The organism is Bradyrhizobium archetypum (assembly GCF_013114835.1).
In the GTDB taxonomy this organism is placed as follows: Bacteria; Pseudomonadota; Alphaproteobacteria; order Rhizobiales; family Xanthobacteraceae; genus Bradyrhizobium; species Bradyrhizobium archetypum.
The window spans coordinates 1-16,828 of the sequence record NZ_JAAVLW010000022.1; the positions used below are offsets into that span (position 1 = coordinate 1).

Annotated in this window: 6 protein-coding genes and 11 pseudogenes; 6 read left to right on the forward strand and 11 right to left on the reverse strand. The window is 59.8% G+C overall.

The features are described 5' to 3' along the window. Positions 1–273, forward strand: a 273-nt coding sequence (locus tag HCN50_RS32610; RefSeq protein ID WP_210265193.1) for a hypothetical protein, incomplete at its 5' end; no start/stop codon positions are given. A 123-nt stretch (positions 274–396) separates the two neighbouring features. Here HCN50_RS32610 and HCN50_RS32615 read toward each other — a convergent pair. Continuing rightward, positions 397–1,491 (reverse strand): annotated as a pseudogene (locus tag HCN50_RS32615) (IS110 family RNA-guided transposase). Between the two features lie 1,234 nt (positions 1,492–2,725). Between HCN50_RS32615 and HCN50_RS32620 the strand changes: the two are divergent. The 4 genes and pseudogenes from HCN50_RS32620 to HCN50_RS35015 form a co-directional block, all read left to right on the forward strand. After that, positions 2,726–3,160 (forward strand): GtrA family protein, encoded by a 435-nt coding sequence (locus HCN50_RS32620; RefSeq protein ID WP_171713963.1) that lies wholly within the window; start codon positions 2,726–2,728, stop codon positions 3,158–3,160. 554 nt (positions 3,161–3,714) lie between these two features. Then, positions 3,715–4,574: pseudogene (locus HCN50_RS32625) on the forward strand (tyrosine-type recombinase/integrase). A gap of 10 nt (positions 4,575–4,584) precedes the next feature. Next, positions 4,585–5,284, forward strand: a pseudogene (locus HCN50_RS32630) (IS91 family transposase); the annotation flags it as partial. A 1,052-nt stretch (positions 5,285–6,336) separates the two neighbouring features. Further along, positions 6,337–6,480, forward strand: a pseudogene (locus HCN50_RS35015) (IS110 family transposase); the annotation flags it as partial. A gap of 259 nt (positions 6,481–6,739) precedes the next feature. Here the strand turns inward: HCN50_RS35015 and HCN50_RS32635 are convergent. The 9 genes and pseudogenes from HCN50_RS32635 to HCN50_RS32675 form a co-directional block, all read right to left on the reverse strand. Then, positions 6,740–7,168 (reverse strand): annotated as a pseudogene (locus HCN50_RS32635) (DDE-type integrase/transposase/recombinase); the annotation flags it as partial. Between the two features lie 198 nt (positions 7,169–7,366). After that, the gene (locus HCN50_RS32640) at positions 7,367–8,386 is read right to left on the reverse strand and encodes an IS110 family RNA-guided transposase (RefSeq protein ID WP_171713964.1); all 1,020 of its coding nucleotides are present in this window, start codon (positions 8,384–8,386) and stop codon (positions 7,367–7,369) included. A gap of 68 nt (positions 8,387–8,454) precedes the next feature. Continuing rightward, positions 8,455–8,975, reverse strand: a pseudogene (locus HCN50_RS32645) (transposase); the annotation flags it as partial. A gap of 118 nt (positions 8,976–9,093) precedes the next feature. After that, a pseudogene (locus tag HCN50_RS32650) lies at positions 9,094–9,772 on the reverse strand (IS701 family transposase); the annotation flags it as partial. Positions 9,773–9,808: 36 nt separating this feature from the next. After that, positions 9,809–11,143, reverse strand: a complete 1,335-nt coding sequence (locus tag HCN50_RS32655) for an IS5 family transposase (protein ID WP_171713965.1) — start codon at positions 11,141–11,143, stop codon at positions 9,809–9,811. Positions 11,144–11,309: 166 nt separating this feature from the next. After that, a pseudogene (locus HCN50_RS32660) lies at positions 11,310–11,931 on the reverse strand (IS701 family transposase); the annotation flags it as partial. 168 nt (positions 11,932–12,099) lie between these two features. After that, positions 12,100–13,086 (reverse strand): glycosyltransferase family 2 protein, encoded by a 987-nt coding sequence (locus HCN50_RS32665; RefSeq protein ID WP_171713966.1) that lies wholly within the window; start codon positions 13,084–13,086, stop codon positions 12,100–12,102. An 860-nt stretch (positions 13,087–13,946) separates the two neighbouring features. Continuing rightward, positions 13,947–15,017, reverse strand: a pseudogene (locus HCN50_RS32670) (IS110 family RNA-guided transposase). Between the two features lie 57 nt (positions 15,018–15,074). Continuing rightward, a pseudogene (locus tag HCN50_RS32675) lies at positions 15,075–15,344 on the reverse strand (integrase core domain-containing protein); the annotation flags it as partial. A gap of 80 nt (positions 15,345–15,424) precedes the next feature. Between HCN50_RS32675 and HCN50_RS32680 the strand changes: the two are divergent. Beyond that, positions 15,425–16,447 carry an IS110 family RNA-guided transposase gene (locus HCN50_RS32680; protein WP_171713967.1) on the forward strand — a complete coding sequence of 341 codons (1,023 nt, stop codon included), beginning with the start codon at positions 15,425–15,427 and terminating at the stop codon, positions 16,445–16,447. Between the two features lie 258 nt (positions 16,448–16,705). On the opposite strand, the pseudogene HCN50_RS32685 reads toward HCN50_RS32680, so the two are convergent. Next, positions 16,706–16,828: pseudogene (locus tag HCN50_RS32685) on the reverse strand (integrase core domain-containing protein); the annotation flags it as partial.

Here is a 16,828-nt window from a genome sequence, read left to right on the forward strand (position 1 = left end):
AGCGACTTCCTCGATCTCGTCGAAGAGGCGCATCTCACCTTCGTGGGCAAGTCCGACGGTGAAATTGCCTTCGGTGCGCTGAAGGGCTTTCTCGACGTCCGCTACGCCACGCGAGACGGTTCGGCCTGCGCGGAGTTCTCATCGGAAGGGCACGACGAGAATGACCCCACCTGCGGCCGCGGATGGGCTATGATTGGCACCGCGGGCAGGCTCGTCGGCCACTTCTATATACACAATGGTGACGATTCAGCCTTCGTTTGCGAACGCGGCTGACTTCTTCAACAGCCTGCTAGGGGGCGAGCGTCGGCAATGCCGGCTGGCTCATAACAGGCCATGAGGATTCTCCACCGCGCCCTGCCTCCTGCCCTGGGCACCGATATGGTTGAGCAGCGCTCTTCAGGCGGCCGGCCCGAGTTGTACTTGACGAGCGATCGCCCACAGGAAGCCGACCATCTCGCGTGCAATGGCGGTGGTGACGATCACCTTGGGTTTGCCGACCGCCGACAAGCGGCGATAGCGGGCGCGCAGCCTGACCTGGGCCTTCCAGGCGATATCGCGGATAGCTTGAGGCAGGCGCTCGTTACGGTCATGGAGCTTGCGACTGACGCGGGCTTGCATGCGATAGGTCCCATGCCCCCTCGATCAGACCCCGCCTGGCCAGAGCGTTGCCAGCCTTGGTGATGCCGCCGCGTCGGATGGTTGCGCCGCTCGAATGCTCCGACGGCACGAGGCCGAGAAAGGCCATCAACTGGCGGGGATTGTCGAATCGAGAGAAGTCGCCGACCTCAGCAACCACGGTCACGGCAACGATGAAGGCGACGCCGCGCATGGCCTGCACGGCCTCAACGAATGGCGTCATCGACCATTGTGGCGCCAGCTCTTCGATCCGCTTGGTCAAGCAGTCCACACGGGCCTCAGCGTCGGTCACGGCATGAATGTAGTCCTGCAGAACGATTTGACTCGCCGGGTGATCGAAGCGCACCGTGGTGAGCCAGCGACGATAAGCTAGGGTCCAGCCCTTCTTGCCGGCATAGATGCGCCCATGTCGCAGCAGGAAGCCTTGGAGATGTTGCCGCGCCTTGCCGAGCACACGCATCGCCGTGGCGCGGGCTCTCACCAAGTACGCATGGCCTCATGCGCCGCATCCGGAACCCACACCGCCGTCAGCTCGCCGCTCCGGTGCAGCTTGGCCAGCATCGCCGCATCGCGCCGATCGGTTTTTACCCGATCCCCGGCCTTCATCGCGATCAGCGAGGGGGTCACCACGATGCAGTTGTGCCCCAGTTCCGTCAGTTGTCGATGTAGGCCATATCCGCAGGGTCCGGCTTCGTAACAAAAACTTACCTGCCGGTCACCCTTGCCAAGCTTCTTCGCCAGCTTGGCGATTTGATCAGCGCGATTAGGGATGATGCCCAAGTTACGAACTTCCCCGCCGCGCATCGCTTCGGCCACTGCAACCGAAATCGTTGCCTTGTGCACATCCAGCCCCACGAAAAAAAAATGCTATCGTTCATCAGGCCCGCTCCCCATGCTTGAGGCTCGGCGCCGGACCATCCGGCGCAACCCTCGATAGGAGCTTGCCGCGGGGCGGGCCGCCCGTCACCTCAGAGGGCGAACATAGGGTCTAGCCCTAACTGGAGAAATTACGCGGAGGCAGGTCAGAATCTGTAAGGCGAGAGCGATCTTGCGCTTCCCTCCAGAATTGGTAGGGATACTTCTTTCCTTTTTACTGTATTCTTCGCCATCGAGATTGACTAGCGGTCCGAGCAACAGGCTGCACATTACAAGTTGGCGACGAAGCAGAAAACGATGGTTCGAGAACGCTAGCGATCATGAGAGCTCTCCAGAAAGCTTCTACGTAACGGGTCACACAATTCAAACTTCTTATCGAAAGATCGGGTCTTCACATGGCACCTCCTACAAACAATGCACGCGTCCCACACGGGTTTACAAATTCCGAGAGTCGTACGCTGATTGCTGGAATGAGAAAGAAAGAGCCAGCGCAAGCTGTTGGGTTTCGTGCCAGGAGCTTGCGACGAGGCTTGCCCGATTGATCCTCATAGATTCGCTGACGAATTGCGCTGCTACTCAGACGGCAAACATCAATGTCGCGGTTGCCGCGAACTTCACTAAGCCAGGCGTGGGAATGCTGCAGCCTTCAACTAGAACCCGCCACGAGCTCCAGATGAGCTTCAACGCAAGCGGACGGTTTTACACCAGATCACGCCGTTGCCGCTTCAGGTGCTTCTCCCGGCCGGAGACTCCCGGCTGGAGGAAACTGGTCGAGGATGGTCTTGTGGTTCCTGGAACGCCGCACAGGAGGGCACGCTCAAGCTGTACCGGAAGACCTCCAATTCCGCGGACGGTGCAGAGATGGCTAAGTCACCAGCGCTAACTGATGCCGCGGATGTTTGGTGTAGGATGTGGCCGTGTACTGCTCTTATGAGATGGGAACGGCCTCGCGCTCGAGCTCATACTCGATGGGCAGATTCAAACCGTTTCAAGTCAAGCATCCCGCAGGGCACCGTTTGAGCAGATACAGAATGGGTGTGGGAAGCGTCCGTTGATGAGCATCCCCCTCGAAAGAAGGACTATGAGTGTGAAGCTCGTCGCCCCTCCTTCATGCGGTCCAGCAGCGTCGATCGTCGCCGTGTTCGCAGGAATCGTCATACAACTTGGTTGGCCGCGAACCCGGAGGAAACTGCGGGACGCGCCAGAGCCGGACATGGCGAGTGACACTCGGGCAGGTGCTGCCCCTGATTATGAGGGCGAGGGCACGCTGGTCAACTTCGTTAAATTTATGCTGGTTGGCATCGTCAACACGGCCGTCGGGTATGTTCTGTTTGCGCTTTTTTACTTGCTGCTCGGATCTCATCAACTCGCCATAACGCTCGCGACTGCATGCGGGGTTGTATTCAATTTTCACTCTACCGCGAGGTTAGTGTTTCGCAATCGAAAGTTTTTCGTACTCCTGCCTTTTGCAGCTGGCTACGCAGCCGTCTGGCTCGTCGATATCCTGCTGCTAAACGAATTGACTGCTCTGGCGCTATCACCGCTCGTTGGGCAAACCCTTGCCCTCCCCCTTCTCGCTCTGCTCTCTTACGCAATCAATCGTTATCTTGTATTTCGCAGAGCCCCGATGAAGACGATTCGATCGTGACGCCGTGTTTCAATGAAGAGCGGAGCATCAGAAATGCCTTTGATGCAGGTCGGGATATCTTCGAGGACATGCCGAACTACCCAACGCGAGCATCTTTTGCAAACACCTCGATAGATGGAACGCTCGCATCCTGCGCGAGATCGACTCCAGAATTCCGCGTGAAGGTCATCGTCAACGTCGCATTTTTGCCCGCTGCGAAACATAAAGCGTGATAGCCAGTTCCGGCGATGCCCTACCCTCTAGACCTGCAGGATCCACCGGATCTTGGGATGCTTCATCCGCTACGTCTACTATCGCCTGTTAACGAAGTTTCGGACGTGGTCGTCTCCCAGCGCTCGGCTACTCCCAATTCCTCGATCGGGGCCGTCGAAGCCATGCGGCAGGTCCGCGAGGGCTATCCTTTCATCATCCACATGATGATTTTCGGATGCGCCGGTCGATCAATTGGGATTGAACGAAGCCGCTGGCGCGGCATGTGGGGGGCGAAGGATTGCCTCCTGTCTGAGAGGATTGCGGGTTTTCGAAGCCCAACCCTTTAGACAGGGGGTTTTCCGATGGCTGAGATCAGCCCACTTCGCCGCCGCATGATCGAGGACATGACGGTCGGCAATCTGTCACCGGCGACGCAGCAATCCTACCTCAACACCGTAGCGAAGTTGAGCCGATATTTCGGTCGTTCTCCTGACCGCCTCGACCTGGAGGATATCCGTGCCTTCCAGGTTCATCTGGTTGCGACGGGGATGTCCTGGCCGGCGCTGAACCAGATCGTCTGCGCACTGCGGTTCTTCTACGGTGTGACGCTTGGTCATGATACCGTTCCGGAGCGCATCGCTTATGCGCGTAAACCGCGCAAACTGCCGGTCGTGCTGAGCGCCGACGAGGTCGTGCGCTTCCTGGAAGCAGTCCCAAGCCTCAAGAGCCGTACCGCGCTGACCACGGTCTATGCCGCAGGCTTGCGCGTATCGGAAGTGGTCCTCTTGAAGGTGGTCGACATTGATAGCCAACGGATGTTGATCCGGGTCGAGCACGGCAAGGGCGGCAAGGACCGTTACGTTATGCTCTCGCCGCAGCTTTTGAGGATTCTGCGGACGTATTGGCGGCTCACTCGGCCAAAACGATGGCTATTTCCTGGTCACGACGACGAGCGTCCGCTCGTCCCCAATGTGCTGCACGCCGCCTGCCGTTCAGCCTGTGCTGCGGCCGGCTTGAGCAAGTCGGTGACAGTGCATACGCTGCGGCACACATTCGCGACCCATCTCCTGGAGAATGGAGCCGACGTGCGCATCATCCAGGTGCTGCTCGGCCATGCCAGCCTGGCCAGCACTGCGCGCTATACCAGGTCGCCACAAAGACCATTAGCAATACGCCAAGTCCGCTTGACCGGCTCCGCCTGGAGCTCGTACCGCCCGGCTGAGCGGACCTGAATGGCTCCGGTTCTGGAAGTGGCGGACATCTTCCGCCGCCACGGCGAAGCGTTTCGGCAAGCCCGCGCCGGGCATCTGGGCCGCGTCGAGCGGCGCGTCATGGGCGCGATTGCGGCATGCCGGACGGCTGTGCTCGGCGGCCACCTTGAGCAATGCGACGACTGCGGCGCGACCCGCATCGCCTACAACTCCTGTCGCAATCGGCATTGCCCGAAGTGCCAGGGCGCGGCGCGCGCGCAGTGGCTTGCCGAGCGACAAACCGAACTCCTTCCCGTGCCGTATTTCCATGTCGTTTTCACCATGCCGGCTCCCGCCGGAGAGATCGTTTTCCAGAACAAGGCCGTCGTCTATGCCATCCTGTTCCGCTGCGCGGCGGAGACGCTCGCCACTATTGCGGCCGACCCCAAGCATCTCGGCGCCGAGCTCGGCATGACCGCCGTCCTCCATACCTGGGGCCAGACCCTGCAACACCATCCGCATGTCCACTGCGTCGTGCCTGGCGGCGGACCTTCGCTCGACGGCACACGCTGGGTCGCTTGCCGGTCCGGCTTCTTCCTGCCAGTGCGCGTCCTCTCCCGGCTGTTCCGCCGGCTGTTTCTGCACGAGCTGCAAGTTGCCCTTCGCGGCCGGCCAGTTGAGCTTCTTTGGCGATCTCGCCCATCTCGCCGCATTCGCCGCGCGCATTAATCAACTCCAACGCCCGCACTGTGGCGGCACCATGCGGCGCGTCGATGTCGTCCCGCGAGCCTGCGCCCACGACCATCCGTTTCATTGTGATACGTCATGACCGGCGCCAGCACCATCCGCCCCTTCCGTGGTCCGCTTCTCGGCGCTGACGTCCGATGTCGCCGTGGCCGCGTTCGTCGCCGAACACCCCGCCAATCGTTCGGTCACGCATCCCAGGGCAGCAAATCCTTCGCTGGATCGCGCGCTTGGCCCGATCAATCCGGTCCCTCATATCCGATGAATCACTCGCGGGCGCGCGGCGACCACAGGCGCGCCTTTCCCGCAGCCGCACCCGCGGCACTATCCCCATAGCGCCACAACTCCGCAGCTTCGTTCAATCCGGCTTCTATGAGGTCGCACGCACGACAGCGCGCGCGGCTCGCGCCTGCCACGCGACCTCACAGAACCCTCAAGATTCCCAGAAAAAGATATTTGCGAAGAAAGGCCTATTGGTGTTCTCAATCAGGACACGAATCGGCTTGCCTCATTCACGGGAGTCCAGTTCGGCTTGGCCTGTTTGGAGCTCCTGCTGGCCTGTTGAGCCCGGTCTGCGCTGGACAATCTCTTTATCGGTCTCATCTTCCGGCCCAGGTCGCCATCATTCTTCATGTGTCCGACCACGAGCTCGATGACGAACGAACTGCGGCATCGTCTACTGAGGTCGATCGCCTTCTTTCCTTCGGTCCCGTTCCTGGCGCCAGCGATCAGACTCGGCTGGCTGGCGGAGGCTCTTGGTCGGCCACGGTCGCTGGACGCACTCAGTGCTAGCGGCTCGAAGCCCATTCAGCGCCTGTAGGCGCTCTCGCGCCTCGACATCTTCATCGTATCACGGATGCGCCGCGGCGCTTCGCGTGCCTTGGGCTGACGCAGCCGCCACCGACAGCCTTCTATCATATCGCGCGACACGGCTGCTCGAGGTCACAGAGCAAGCGGACAGATTTTTGCGCGAGGCTGTCGCCCGCTCGGCGGCGCCGCATACCACATGCGGCTTCTGTATAGTTCTGCACCATGCCCGGTCTCGAACAGAAAGCCGGAGGCCGCTGGATCGAAGCTGTACTTGAGCGACGTCGAGCCATGGTCATCGCGATCGCCGTTGCCAACAAGTTAGCTCGGATCGTCTGGGCGATGATGACGACCGGGGAGTTCTATCGACCTAAGCTCGCGCCCTAACTTTACGCGTATGTTGGCCATCTGAAGGGTGTGAGGGCAAATGACAGCATGATGGACACCGGCGGAGCTGAGGATCGAGCAAGCCCGAAGAGCTTTAAGCGCAACAAGCGCGACCCGTTGATGAGGCCTCGATCCGCGATCTCCATCAGGGCCAGCGGCCGTGCCATCGGTCGCACTAACAGGCCGTATACATGAACGCACCCGACCGGTTTCCAAAGTGCTGCTGAAATCCCTTGCATCCGCGGGGCTGTCTATACATGAAGCTCTCGATGAAGGCATTCTGCATGGGCTTGCCTGGCGCGATGTAGTGCCAGGCGACGCGGCTCTGATCGGCCCAGGTCAGGATAGCGTTGCTGGTGAGTTCGGTGCCGTTGTCGCTGACCACCGTCTTGGGCTTGCCGCGCTCGATTACCAGGCGGTCCAGCTCCCGCGCCACGCGGGTGCGGAGAGTGAAGTATCGGCCACCAGCGCCAGACATTCGCGGTTGCAGTCATCGATGAGGGTGAGGGATACGGAAGCGGCGGCCGCAGGTCGGCTGATCCGACACGAAGTCGAGCGACCAGCGGTCGTTCGGCGCCATTGCCACCGTCATCGGCGCCCGGGTCCCGATCGCCCGCTTGCGGCCGCCCCGGCGGCGCACCGCCAGCCTCTCTTCCCGGTAGAGCCGGAACAGCTTCTTGTCGTCTAATCGCTGTCAACTGCCCTGGGTACCGGACCTTGTCGTCTTCGAGGTCGGAAGAATGTGCCGCCTCATCATGGCCCTTGCCAGTGGATCTCCCCATGTGATTCCCGCGGTGTGAAGCCCGCCCAAGAAGTTACGGGATAATCCAGCCAGCGTCCTTCCAGGACAATCTGCAGAGATACTAGCTTAGATTAGCTAGCAGGCTCAGCTAGCCGGCGCAGCTGCGAACTCCGTGCCATCCAACCAGATACGGTGCAGGATGATGGCGAGTTTGCGCGCCACGGCGACCTTCGCCTTTCGCGACCCGATCCGAGCCATCAATTGCTGCCCCCAACGGCGAGGGCATAATCTTTGCGCACGCGTGTCGTGAGCGTTGGCCGCCTCGAACAGAAGGCTTCGCGCCATGCGGTCGCCTGACTTGGATATCCGGCCAGAGACATCGACCTCGCCGGATTGATAGCGCCGAGGTGTCAGGCCGAGAAACGCTCCGACATCGGGGGATCGGGAGAAGCGGTTAGGATCGTCTATGGCCGTCGTGAATGTCAATGCAGTAATCGCGCCTACACCGGGGATCGTTATCATGCGCTGGCAGGCCTCATGGGTGCGCGTCAGACGTAGAAGCTGCGAATCGAGCCTCTGCCTGCGCTCTCCCGCAACACGCCAAGCTTCAAGCAGCGCGTCAATGGCGCTTCGGATCAAGGGGTCCGCCGGACATCGCGTGAGCACTGCGCGCTCGAACGTTCCACCCTTACCGGCTGCGAGTACCACGCCGAAGGTCTTCAGTAGACCACGAATTTGATTGTAAAGCGTCGTACGGATCGCGATGAGTTCGCTCCTGGCTGAGAGCAGAGCTCGGATACGACAGCTCTGCAGGCTCTTGATGGCGACGGGCCGGTACCAACCGGAGCGCACCACTTGCGCGATCCCAAATGCATCGTTCACATCCGTCTTGTTAACTTGTAGCGAGAGCGCCGCCGCGACATGGCGCGCGTGGATGCAGTCGATTGGAACGTCGAGAGCGCGCAGCCCATGCCAAAGCCAGATCGCCAGCGGCCCGGTTTCCATGCCGACCCGAACCGCGTCTGGAGCGTGCTCGCGCAGCGCCATTGCGATGCACTCCAGTTCCGAGGAGCATTTGCCCCGCCAAGTGCGCCGACCGTCGCCGTCGATCACACAAATCTCCGTCTCCTTTTGCGATACATCCAAACCAACATAAAGGGTCATCACCTGCTCCTCGTTTGCACTGAGGAGAACATTCTACCTCAGCCTCGCGCGCGCGATTAGGCCATGTGATTGAGCAGATAGCCCTCCCGCTTGAGCAGCACATGCAGGCGTCGATAGCCGAAACGACGACGTTCCTGGGCGATCGCCCTCATGCGCTGGCGAAGGCCGGCATCGTCCGCCCGGGTCGTCTGGTATCTCATGGCCATGCGACAGCAGCCGATGGCTTTACACGCCCGCCGTTCGCTCATCCCGAAGGCGTCTCGGAGATGGGCGACAGCTTTCCGCTTGGTCGCGGGCGTCACCATTTCTTTCCCACGAAATCCTTCAAGGCCGCATTGTCCAGCACGGCGTCGGCCAAGAGCCGCTTCAGCCGTGTGTTCTCGTCCTCCAGCGTCTTCAGCCGTTTGGCCTCCGACACGTCCAGCCCACCGAACTTGGCCTTCCATTTGTAAATGCTGGCGGCGCTGACGCCATGCTTGCGGCACAGATCGGCAACCGACACGCCGGCCTCGTGCTCCTTCAAAATCCCGATGATCTGCTCTTCCGAAAAGCGCTGCGCTTCATCCTCTGGTCTTACTGCGTCATAAATTTCGATAGCTACTTTGACTTGAGATTGCCCTGATGCAACAAGAGCATCGAGATAGTGTAGACACGAGAGCAGCGTTCAGTCTTCTCCGAACGGTCGCAACGAATTTGGAGCGTGTCGTTCAGGCCGCAATGGCGGATCCCCTCGGCCGATAAGTTTCGGGAATTGCAGCTTGCGTGAATAGCTTGGTGGAGGCTGTCTCTGAGGGGGAAATCGTCTCTCGCTCGGAGACCAGAAATCCGTAGGCGGCAATGCACAGTGTTGCATGATGGTGGAAGCCACGCCAGCTTCGTCCCTCGAAGTGGCCAAGGCCGACCTCCTGTTTGAGGTCGTGGTAGTCGCGCTCAATGCGCCAGCGCAGCTTGGCGATATCGACCAGCTGACGGAATCCAACGTTCGCCGGAAGCGTTGAAAACCAATATTTAGTCGGAGCTTCCTCGCCCTCTGGCCACTCGATCAACAGCCATTCCTCCGGCCGGCTTTCGGCAAGCCAGTAATCTCGGTGTGCCGGACGGACGCGCACACGGGCAAAACGCGAAGACAACCGTTCTGCCGCACCCTCACGCCACGTGATCTTGTGCCAAGCATGCGCTGGCAGACCGATCGCAAGCTTCTTGGCCGAAATCGGTCGGTGTTTGCTATCACGCCGTAGCAGTTTTGGAGGTCGTCCGTTCCCCGACACTTCTTCGGCGGACGCGGTCCAGTTCCGAGTGCCCAAACTGAGGTTTGTGGCAAGATGCCGGCCACATAGCTCAGGCCCAGTTCGGTAGAGCGGTGTCGGTGCCATAGCCGGCGTCCATCGTCGTTCGTGAAGAACTGGGCGCGCGGCGCCCGGCTCAAGCGATGTTTCGAGCCGGGACGGTCTCGAAGAAGGCTCGGATGATGACACGCAAGAGCTCTGCGAGCCATCGCAGCAGCAGGCCGAAGTTATAGCCAGCAGCGGCGAGAACAGCGTTGATGCGGTCGCCGAGGCGTCGCTTGAGATAATTGCGGTCCATGCGGTGCTCGGCCTTGACGTGGCCGATGACGGGCTCGACAGCCGCGCGACGCTTCATCTCGCGACGGATGGAGGCTGTGACGCGGCGGACCTGACCCGAGATCCAGACCCTGAACCGATGCGGGTGGTTGTGACCGCGATATCCTTTGTCGACGTGGATATGGCGAACCTCCACGCCGGTGAGCTTCTCCATGTCGGCGATCACGGGACCGAGCGTGTGCCCATCGAAGGGATTGCCATGCAGAGCCTTGGCATGGAGCACGAACTGGCCGCCCTTCGGAGACGTCACGGGGGTGGCGATGCTGACCTTGCAGCCGAACTCGTAGGGCGCGCGGGCTTTACCCTTGCCGATGCACTCAACCTCCGGAGCATGTAACGCATAGACCTTCGGGCCGCGCTGATGCTGATCCTGGCTGCGCACCTGCTGCGCTAAACCGAGCAACGGGCCGAAGCGAGCTTCCAGGACCGTATTGCCATCAATCTTGCGGCGGATGTCGCGGATGATCCGGCCAAGCCGTGTCCGCAGGAACTTGAGCTGGCGCCGAGCGCGCTTGAACTGGTGGGCGTGGGTATAGCGGCCGGTCATGATGGCGGCGCGCTTGGCCAGGCGCAGATAGCTCTGGCGCAGCGGCACACGGTTGCGCTTGGCGAGCCCGACCAGCTTGATGATTGCTCGATGCAGCAGCCGCGCGTCGGTCGGATGTGCAACCGCTTTCGGCTGCACGGTGGTATCGACGACCACCCGTTCCAGGTCCTTGGGACCGATCGCGCCAGTCTTGTGCGCCACTGAAAGACTTTCCTGGATCAGCGCGACGAGCTGTTCCTCGCCGAGCCGCTGCCGCCAGCGTGTCATCGACGATCGATCGAACGGCAGACGGTGGCAGAAGCTCAATTCGCCGCAGAAGTATTGGTAATAGGGGTTCTCGATCCAGCGAGCGCACAGCACCTCGTCTGATAGGTTGTGCATGTGCTTCAAAATGAACAGGCCGGCGATTAGCCGCGTCGGCAAGCCCGGCTGCCCCGACCCTGCTTGGCACACCGAACTGAAGCGCTCATTCAGGATGTTCCAGTCAATCAGCGCTGCCAATCGCACCAGCGGATGACCCATGTCGATGATCCGATCGAGCGCCGGAAGCAACAGGTCTTTCTGGCGATCATCCCGCGGCTTGCTCATCGCATTCCCCAATGTCGACGACGATGTCAGGGAATCACGAATGACCCAAAAGCAAAATCCCTAAACGCAAGAAAGCGAGGTCCAACACCCCGCTTTCCTGCAAAATCGAATACTACATTAAGACCAATTCCGGTTATTTCTCAGATCAATCCGCATTCTTCACGGACGACTCCATCAGTACCACGCCGCGCGGCAAGCCAACCGCACAGGCCCAACGCAAATGTTCAAGTGCAATCGCCGGCTTTGGTCTTGATGTGATTGCCTTGGGGACTCCAGCTTTGTGCCGGCGTGCACGATCCGTCACCCACTCCCTTGGTAGATAGAGCCGGTAGGCCACCGGCAAGCTCGCATGATGGTTCGCAAGTGAAAGCGTCACGGCAACCTGACAATTGTCTTGCTTGCCCAACTGACCGCAATACTGCCGTGCAACCCCGACCGAATGCCGCCCCTTCTTAGGAAAGCCCGTATCATCGATGATCCAAGCTTCGATCTCGCCGTGGCGTTCGATGCCCGGCCAGCACTAACTCACGGACCTTGGCCAACACTTGCCGATCCGACCAGTCACCTTGACCGACAAAATGCAACAACGCCTGATGCTGCGCTGCTGTCCGCTCAGGAGCCGTCATGGCCGCCATCGGCTCGACACTCTTGCGATCGCACGGCATCATCAGCCCAGTGCAGTAATCGCGAAGCGGCTTGGCCCGTCCCACATGTCCGATCACGCTTGCAAGACCCTCAATATATGCCGAAAACCGCGACGCTACGTCTCCCGATTTTGTCAGACCCATCTCAGCCTCCCCATGCTGAAAAGTGAGTCTTCTCAAATATAATGATTCCTGTCGACAAAGACTGACTCAGTAAGACTAGTCCTCGTCTTGGAAAGAGTAAAATTCAAACTGATTTAAGCCAGTGGGGCAAGCTCAAACCGCTTGCGGGAGATCAGTTACACTCATCACTTAGCTGCTGCGTTTGACTTGATCAACGATAAAAAGTGGCCTGCCCTTCGTGCCGAGATAGATGCGACCAATGTATTCGCTGATGATGCTCAGCGAGACAAGTTGGAAGAACGACACGACCAAAAGTGAAATCATCAGGCTGGTCCAGCCTGGGAGCACTTCAAGATAAAGCCAAGCGTGCAGTGAGTAGACAGAGACTGCGATGATTGCGACGATTAGGAAGGCCGCGCTCGCCCATGATAGACGCGTTAAGCCCAGCGAATAGCTTAGGAAGGCATCGATCGCAAGACGAACCAGTTTTGATACTGGATACTTCGTCTCTCCGGAAAATCTTCGATCCCTGTCATACAAGAATGGTACCTGCTTGAACCCGACGTAGGCCACCATTCCTCGTATGAATCTGTCCCGCTCGGGCATCTGCGCTATAAGTTTAACGACCCGTCTCGTCATCAACCTGAACTCGCCGGCATCGACGGGAATCGAAAGGCTGCTCACTTGTTTGAGAAAGCGACAGAAGATGCTTGCTGACTTTGTCTTAAACCAGCTTTCCCCAGCGCGTGTCCTCCTCTGGCCGTATACGACGTCCGCGCCTTCGCGCTTCATCACCTCCACCATGGGTGCAAGCAGTTCTGGAGGGTCCTGTAAATCCGCGTCGAGAACTAGAACCAACTCGCCACTTGCCGCTGATAGGCCCGCCATTAGCGCAACTTCTTCCCCGAAATTCCGCGACAGCCTCATGCCGACGACATTGCGCCCGCGCTCGGTTTCCAATGAGATCGCTCCCCACGTTCCATCAGAAGAACCGTCATCCACAAGCACAATTTCGTAGTCGTCGCCGGCCACATCAGAGGCGCTCTGCCGACATCTTCTAATGAGCTCGGCGATACCGTCCTCTTCATTGTAGCAGGGAACCACGATGGAGAGGGACTTCGGCCGGCCTTGCACTAGCCGGCCCTCTACCGACTTGTCGATCACATTTTCGCCCAAGGTTTTGTCCTTTCTAATGAATCGCTATGGCCGGGAAAACCAGTGTGGTTCGCGGCGCTGTCCGCCATTTGAAGAAAACTGTGTCAGCAACTTATCGTCTTCACTATCCATCATTCTCAATCAATGAAGCAGTCTGTCTCATATTTGCGGCCAATCCTGCTTATAGGCAGCATATCTGAGCTCTTCGTTTGTCGTATCTGCATGTTTTTTCCAGTTCCTTGAAGCTATTGTGCCTTATAGCTTCCTCGCGATGTCCGCGCACAGTGGCACGTCTTCCGGCCATTTGCTGAAACCACCCGGATCCTAGCTCCTCCTGAGCAAAATCACAGAATCGGTTGCGGCTCAGAAGGTTCCGCGGTTACGGCGACCGAGCTACCAGAGTCCGATCCAGCAACACTGAGAGCAAAGTGATCAGCTCTGCGCATAGGGACCCTTCCTGCTTCAAGGAGTTTCTAACTGAACGGGACCCCGCAATCTCCTCCGAGAACTGGTAGAGCCCATCATACCGATAATCTGAAGTCGACAAACTGGTCACATTGCGTTCCGGATCCCTTCGGTTGGAAGGAGCGGGTGACCTTGCCCCCATATGTGGAACGGCCCGCGTGGCAAGAGCTTTTTCAATCGATTTCACACATTGGAACGGTGCGGTCATATGTCCGGCCTTTGCGCGCGGCACATGGCCGCTGGCCTCGATGAGATCCGCGGAACGAGGAGCTAAATCAAGTTTAGGCGCTTGAGCGCATTGGGGGCAGCAGCTTCACTCGTTTCGGGATGTCGTCCCATGGGTTCATCGGCTGTTGTTGCACCTTGCCCTCTGCCGGCCTGCGCCGGTCAGATCGCTTTGGCGGTCACTGCGTCCATCAGACGGCGGCCGCGGTAGTCAGCGGGTCGGGACGCCGGTACGTCCCGCCCTTGTTCAGAAGCGCCCAAATGATCCGCGCCGTCTTGTTGGCCTGCGCCACAGCGGCAACCTTGAAGGCCGTCTGGCGAGAAGCGCCTTCAGCCACGGCTGCGCCCGAGCGTCGTTTCGGACAACCCGCAAGACGGCCGTTGCCCCTACAATGAGGAGAGAGCGGAGTTCCGGATTTCCCATCTTCGAGATTCCTCCCAGCCGCTCTTTGCCTCCGCTTGAATGAGGTCGCGGCGTCAATCCCAACCAGGCCGCAAAGTGGCGAGCCGATTTGAACCCGCTGGGATCCGGCACAAGCGCCTTGATGGTCGCCGCTGTAATGGCGCCGACGCCAGGGATCGTGGTCAAACGACGCATGTCCTCGTCGTGCTTGGCCTCCACGACGATTGCGCGCTCGAGCCTGTCGATCTGCTCAGCTGAAGTTTCAATTTCGTCGGCAATAGCCATCAGCGCGAAGCGCGCTGCTGCGGGCAGGCGAGCGTCTGTCTCGTCCCGCACGATTGCGACCAGCGCCTCAACCTTTGCCAGGCCGGCGGTGGCGATGATGCCCAATTCGGCGAGATGACCGCGCAAGGCGTTGACTGCTTGTGTTCTCTGCCGGACCAGAAGCGCGCGGGTCTTCGGTACCATCGCGGCAGCTGCTGCTCAGCCGTCTTGATCGGCACGAAACGCATGGTCTTGCGGGTCACCGCTTCGCTGATCGCCTCCGCGTCCGCCGCATCCGTTTTGCCTCGCTTGACGAAGGGCTTGACATAAGCCGGCGGAATGAGCCGCACCTCATGACCGAGAGCTGCGATCTCGCGTGCCCAATAGTGGGCGCTACCGCAGGCTTCCATCCCACCAGGCATCGCGGCAGCTTCTCGAAAAAACGCAGAACTTCGCTGCGTCGCAGTTTCCGGTTGAACACGGGCGAGCCCTCGGCATCCGCCCCGTGAACCTGGAAAACCTGCTTGGCTAGATCCAGCCCGATGGTGATAATCTGTTTTACGGAACGGTCCCTCCTTTTGTGGCGTTCGAACAACGACCACGTTCTAGCACTTTGATGCTGTTGGAGCGGGCCGTTCCACCACATCAAGTTTTATTCAATCCTGAGTTCGCCCCGGCTGTTGGATTTGCCTGGTTGGGCGGTGGTAGCGACGGGAGCTGGCGCGGAGCCTTCGGCATAGCGCAGCGCCAGATCCCGGCGCGGGTGGCAGGTCATGGCGAACTCGGACGGGGTTCTCCATCCGAGCTGCGAGTGTGGTCGTGCGTCGTTGTAATCGGTCCGCCAGCATGCAAGCGCGACGCGGGCTTGGGCCAGTGACGTGAACAGCGTCTCGTTCAACAACTCATCCCGCAGCCGACCGTTGATGGGGAAGACGGCCCCGCCCCCTCGGCGCCGGCGATATGCTGGCGATGGACGAACCCGCTAACAGGAGCAATTCACCAATGGAAGTCGCGACAATTGGGTTGGACATTTCGAAGCACGTCTTTCACATCCATGCAGTTGATGGCCAAGGCCAAGTGGCCGGTCGCCAACGCCTCCGGCGAGGCGAGATCGTGTCGTTCTTCTCCTCGCTCGCACCTTGCCTAGTCGGCATTGAGGCCTGCGCGACTGCTCACCACTGGGCGCGGGAGATTCGGCAGTTGGGACACGATGTGAGATTGATCCCGCCAGCCTATGTTAAACCCTACGTACGAAGAGGAGCCAAGAACGACGCCGCTGACGCGGCCGCGATCTGCGAAGCGGTCAGCCGTCCCAATATGCGGTTCGTTCCAATCAAGAGCGTCGAGAACCAGGGCTTCTTGATGCTTCATCGTGCAAGAGGCTTGTTGGTCCGCCAACGAACCATGACCGCCTGCGCCATTCGGGCTCACTTTGCTGAGTTCGGAATCATTGTCGGGCAAGGCCGGCAACGGGTGGATGGTCTGGTGGGCTTGTTGGATGACGAGGAACTGACGCTACCGGCCCATGCCCGCATCGCACTAGCCGTGCTTGTGAACCAACTGAAGGAATTGGACCGGCAGGTCGAGGCCATCGAGCGCGAGCTAGCTCAGATCCAGCGAGTAAATCCGATGGCGAAGTTGCTGTCCTCGATTCCCGGGATCGGTCCCATCACGGCCACGGCTCTCGCCGCGACCGTGCCGGACGCGACAATGTTCCGCTCCGGGCGGGAGTTCGCGGCCTGGCTTGGCTTGACGCCTAAGCAGAATTCCACCGGCGGGAAGGATCGGCTCGGCCGGATTACAAAACAGGGCGATTCCTATCTCAGGCACTTGCTTGTTATCGGAGCACGTAACGTCGTTCGGTACCCAAAGGCACGCTCCCGTGTGGGAGGCGGCTGGATCGAAGCCCTGCTTGAACGGCGTCGGCCCATGATTGTCGCCATCGCCGTTGCCAACAAGTTGGCCCGGATCGTCTGGGCGATGATGACGACCGGGGAATTCTATCGGCCTAAGCTCGCGGCCTGACTTTCCGCGTATGTTGGCCACCTTATGGTGTGAGGGCAAATGACAGCATGATGGGCACCGGCGGAGCTGGGGATCGAGCAAGCCCGAAGAGCTTTCAGCGCAACAAGCGCGACCCGTTGATGAGGCCTCGATCCGCGATCTCCATCAGGGCCAGCGGCCATGGCATCGGTCGCACTAACAGGCCGTATACATGAACGCACCCGACCGGTATCCAAAGTGCTGCTGAAATCCCTTGCATCCGCGGGGCCGTCTATACATGAAGCTCTCGATGAAGGCGTTCTGCATGGGCTTGCCCGGCGCGATGTACTGCCAGGCGACGCGGCTCTGATCGGCCCATGTTAGGATGGCGTTGCTGGTGAGCTCGCTGCCGTTGTCGCTGAC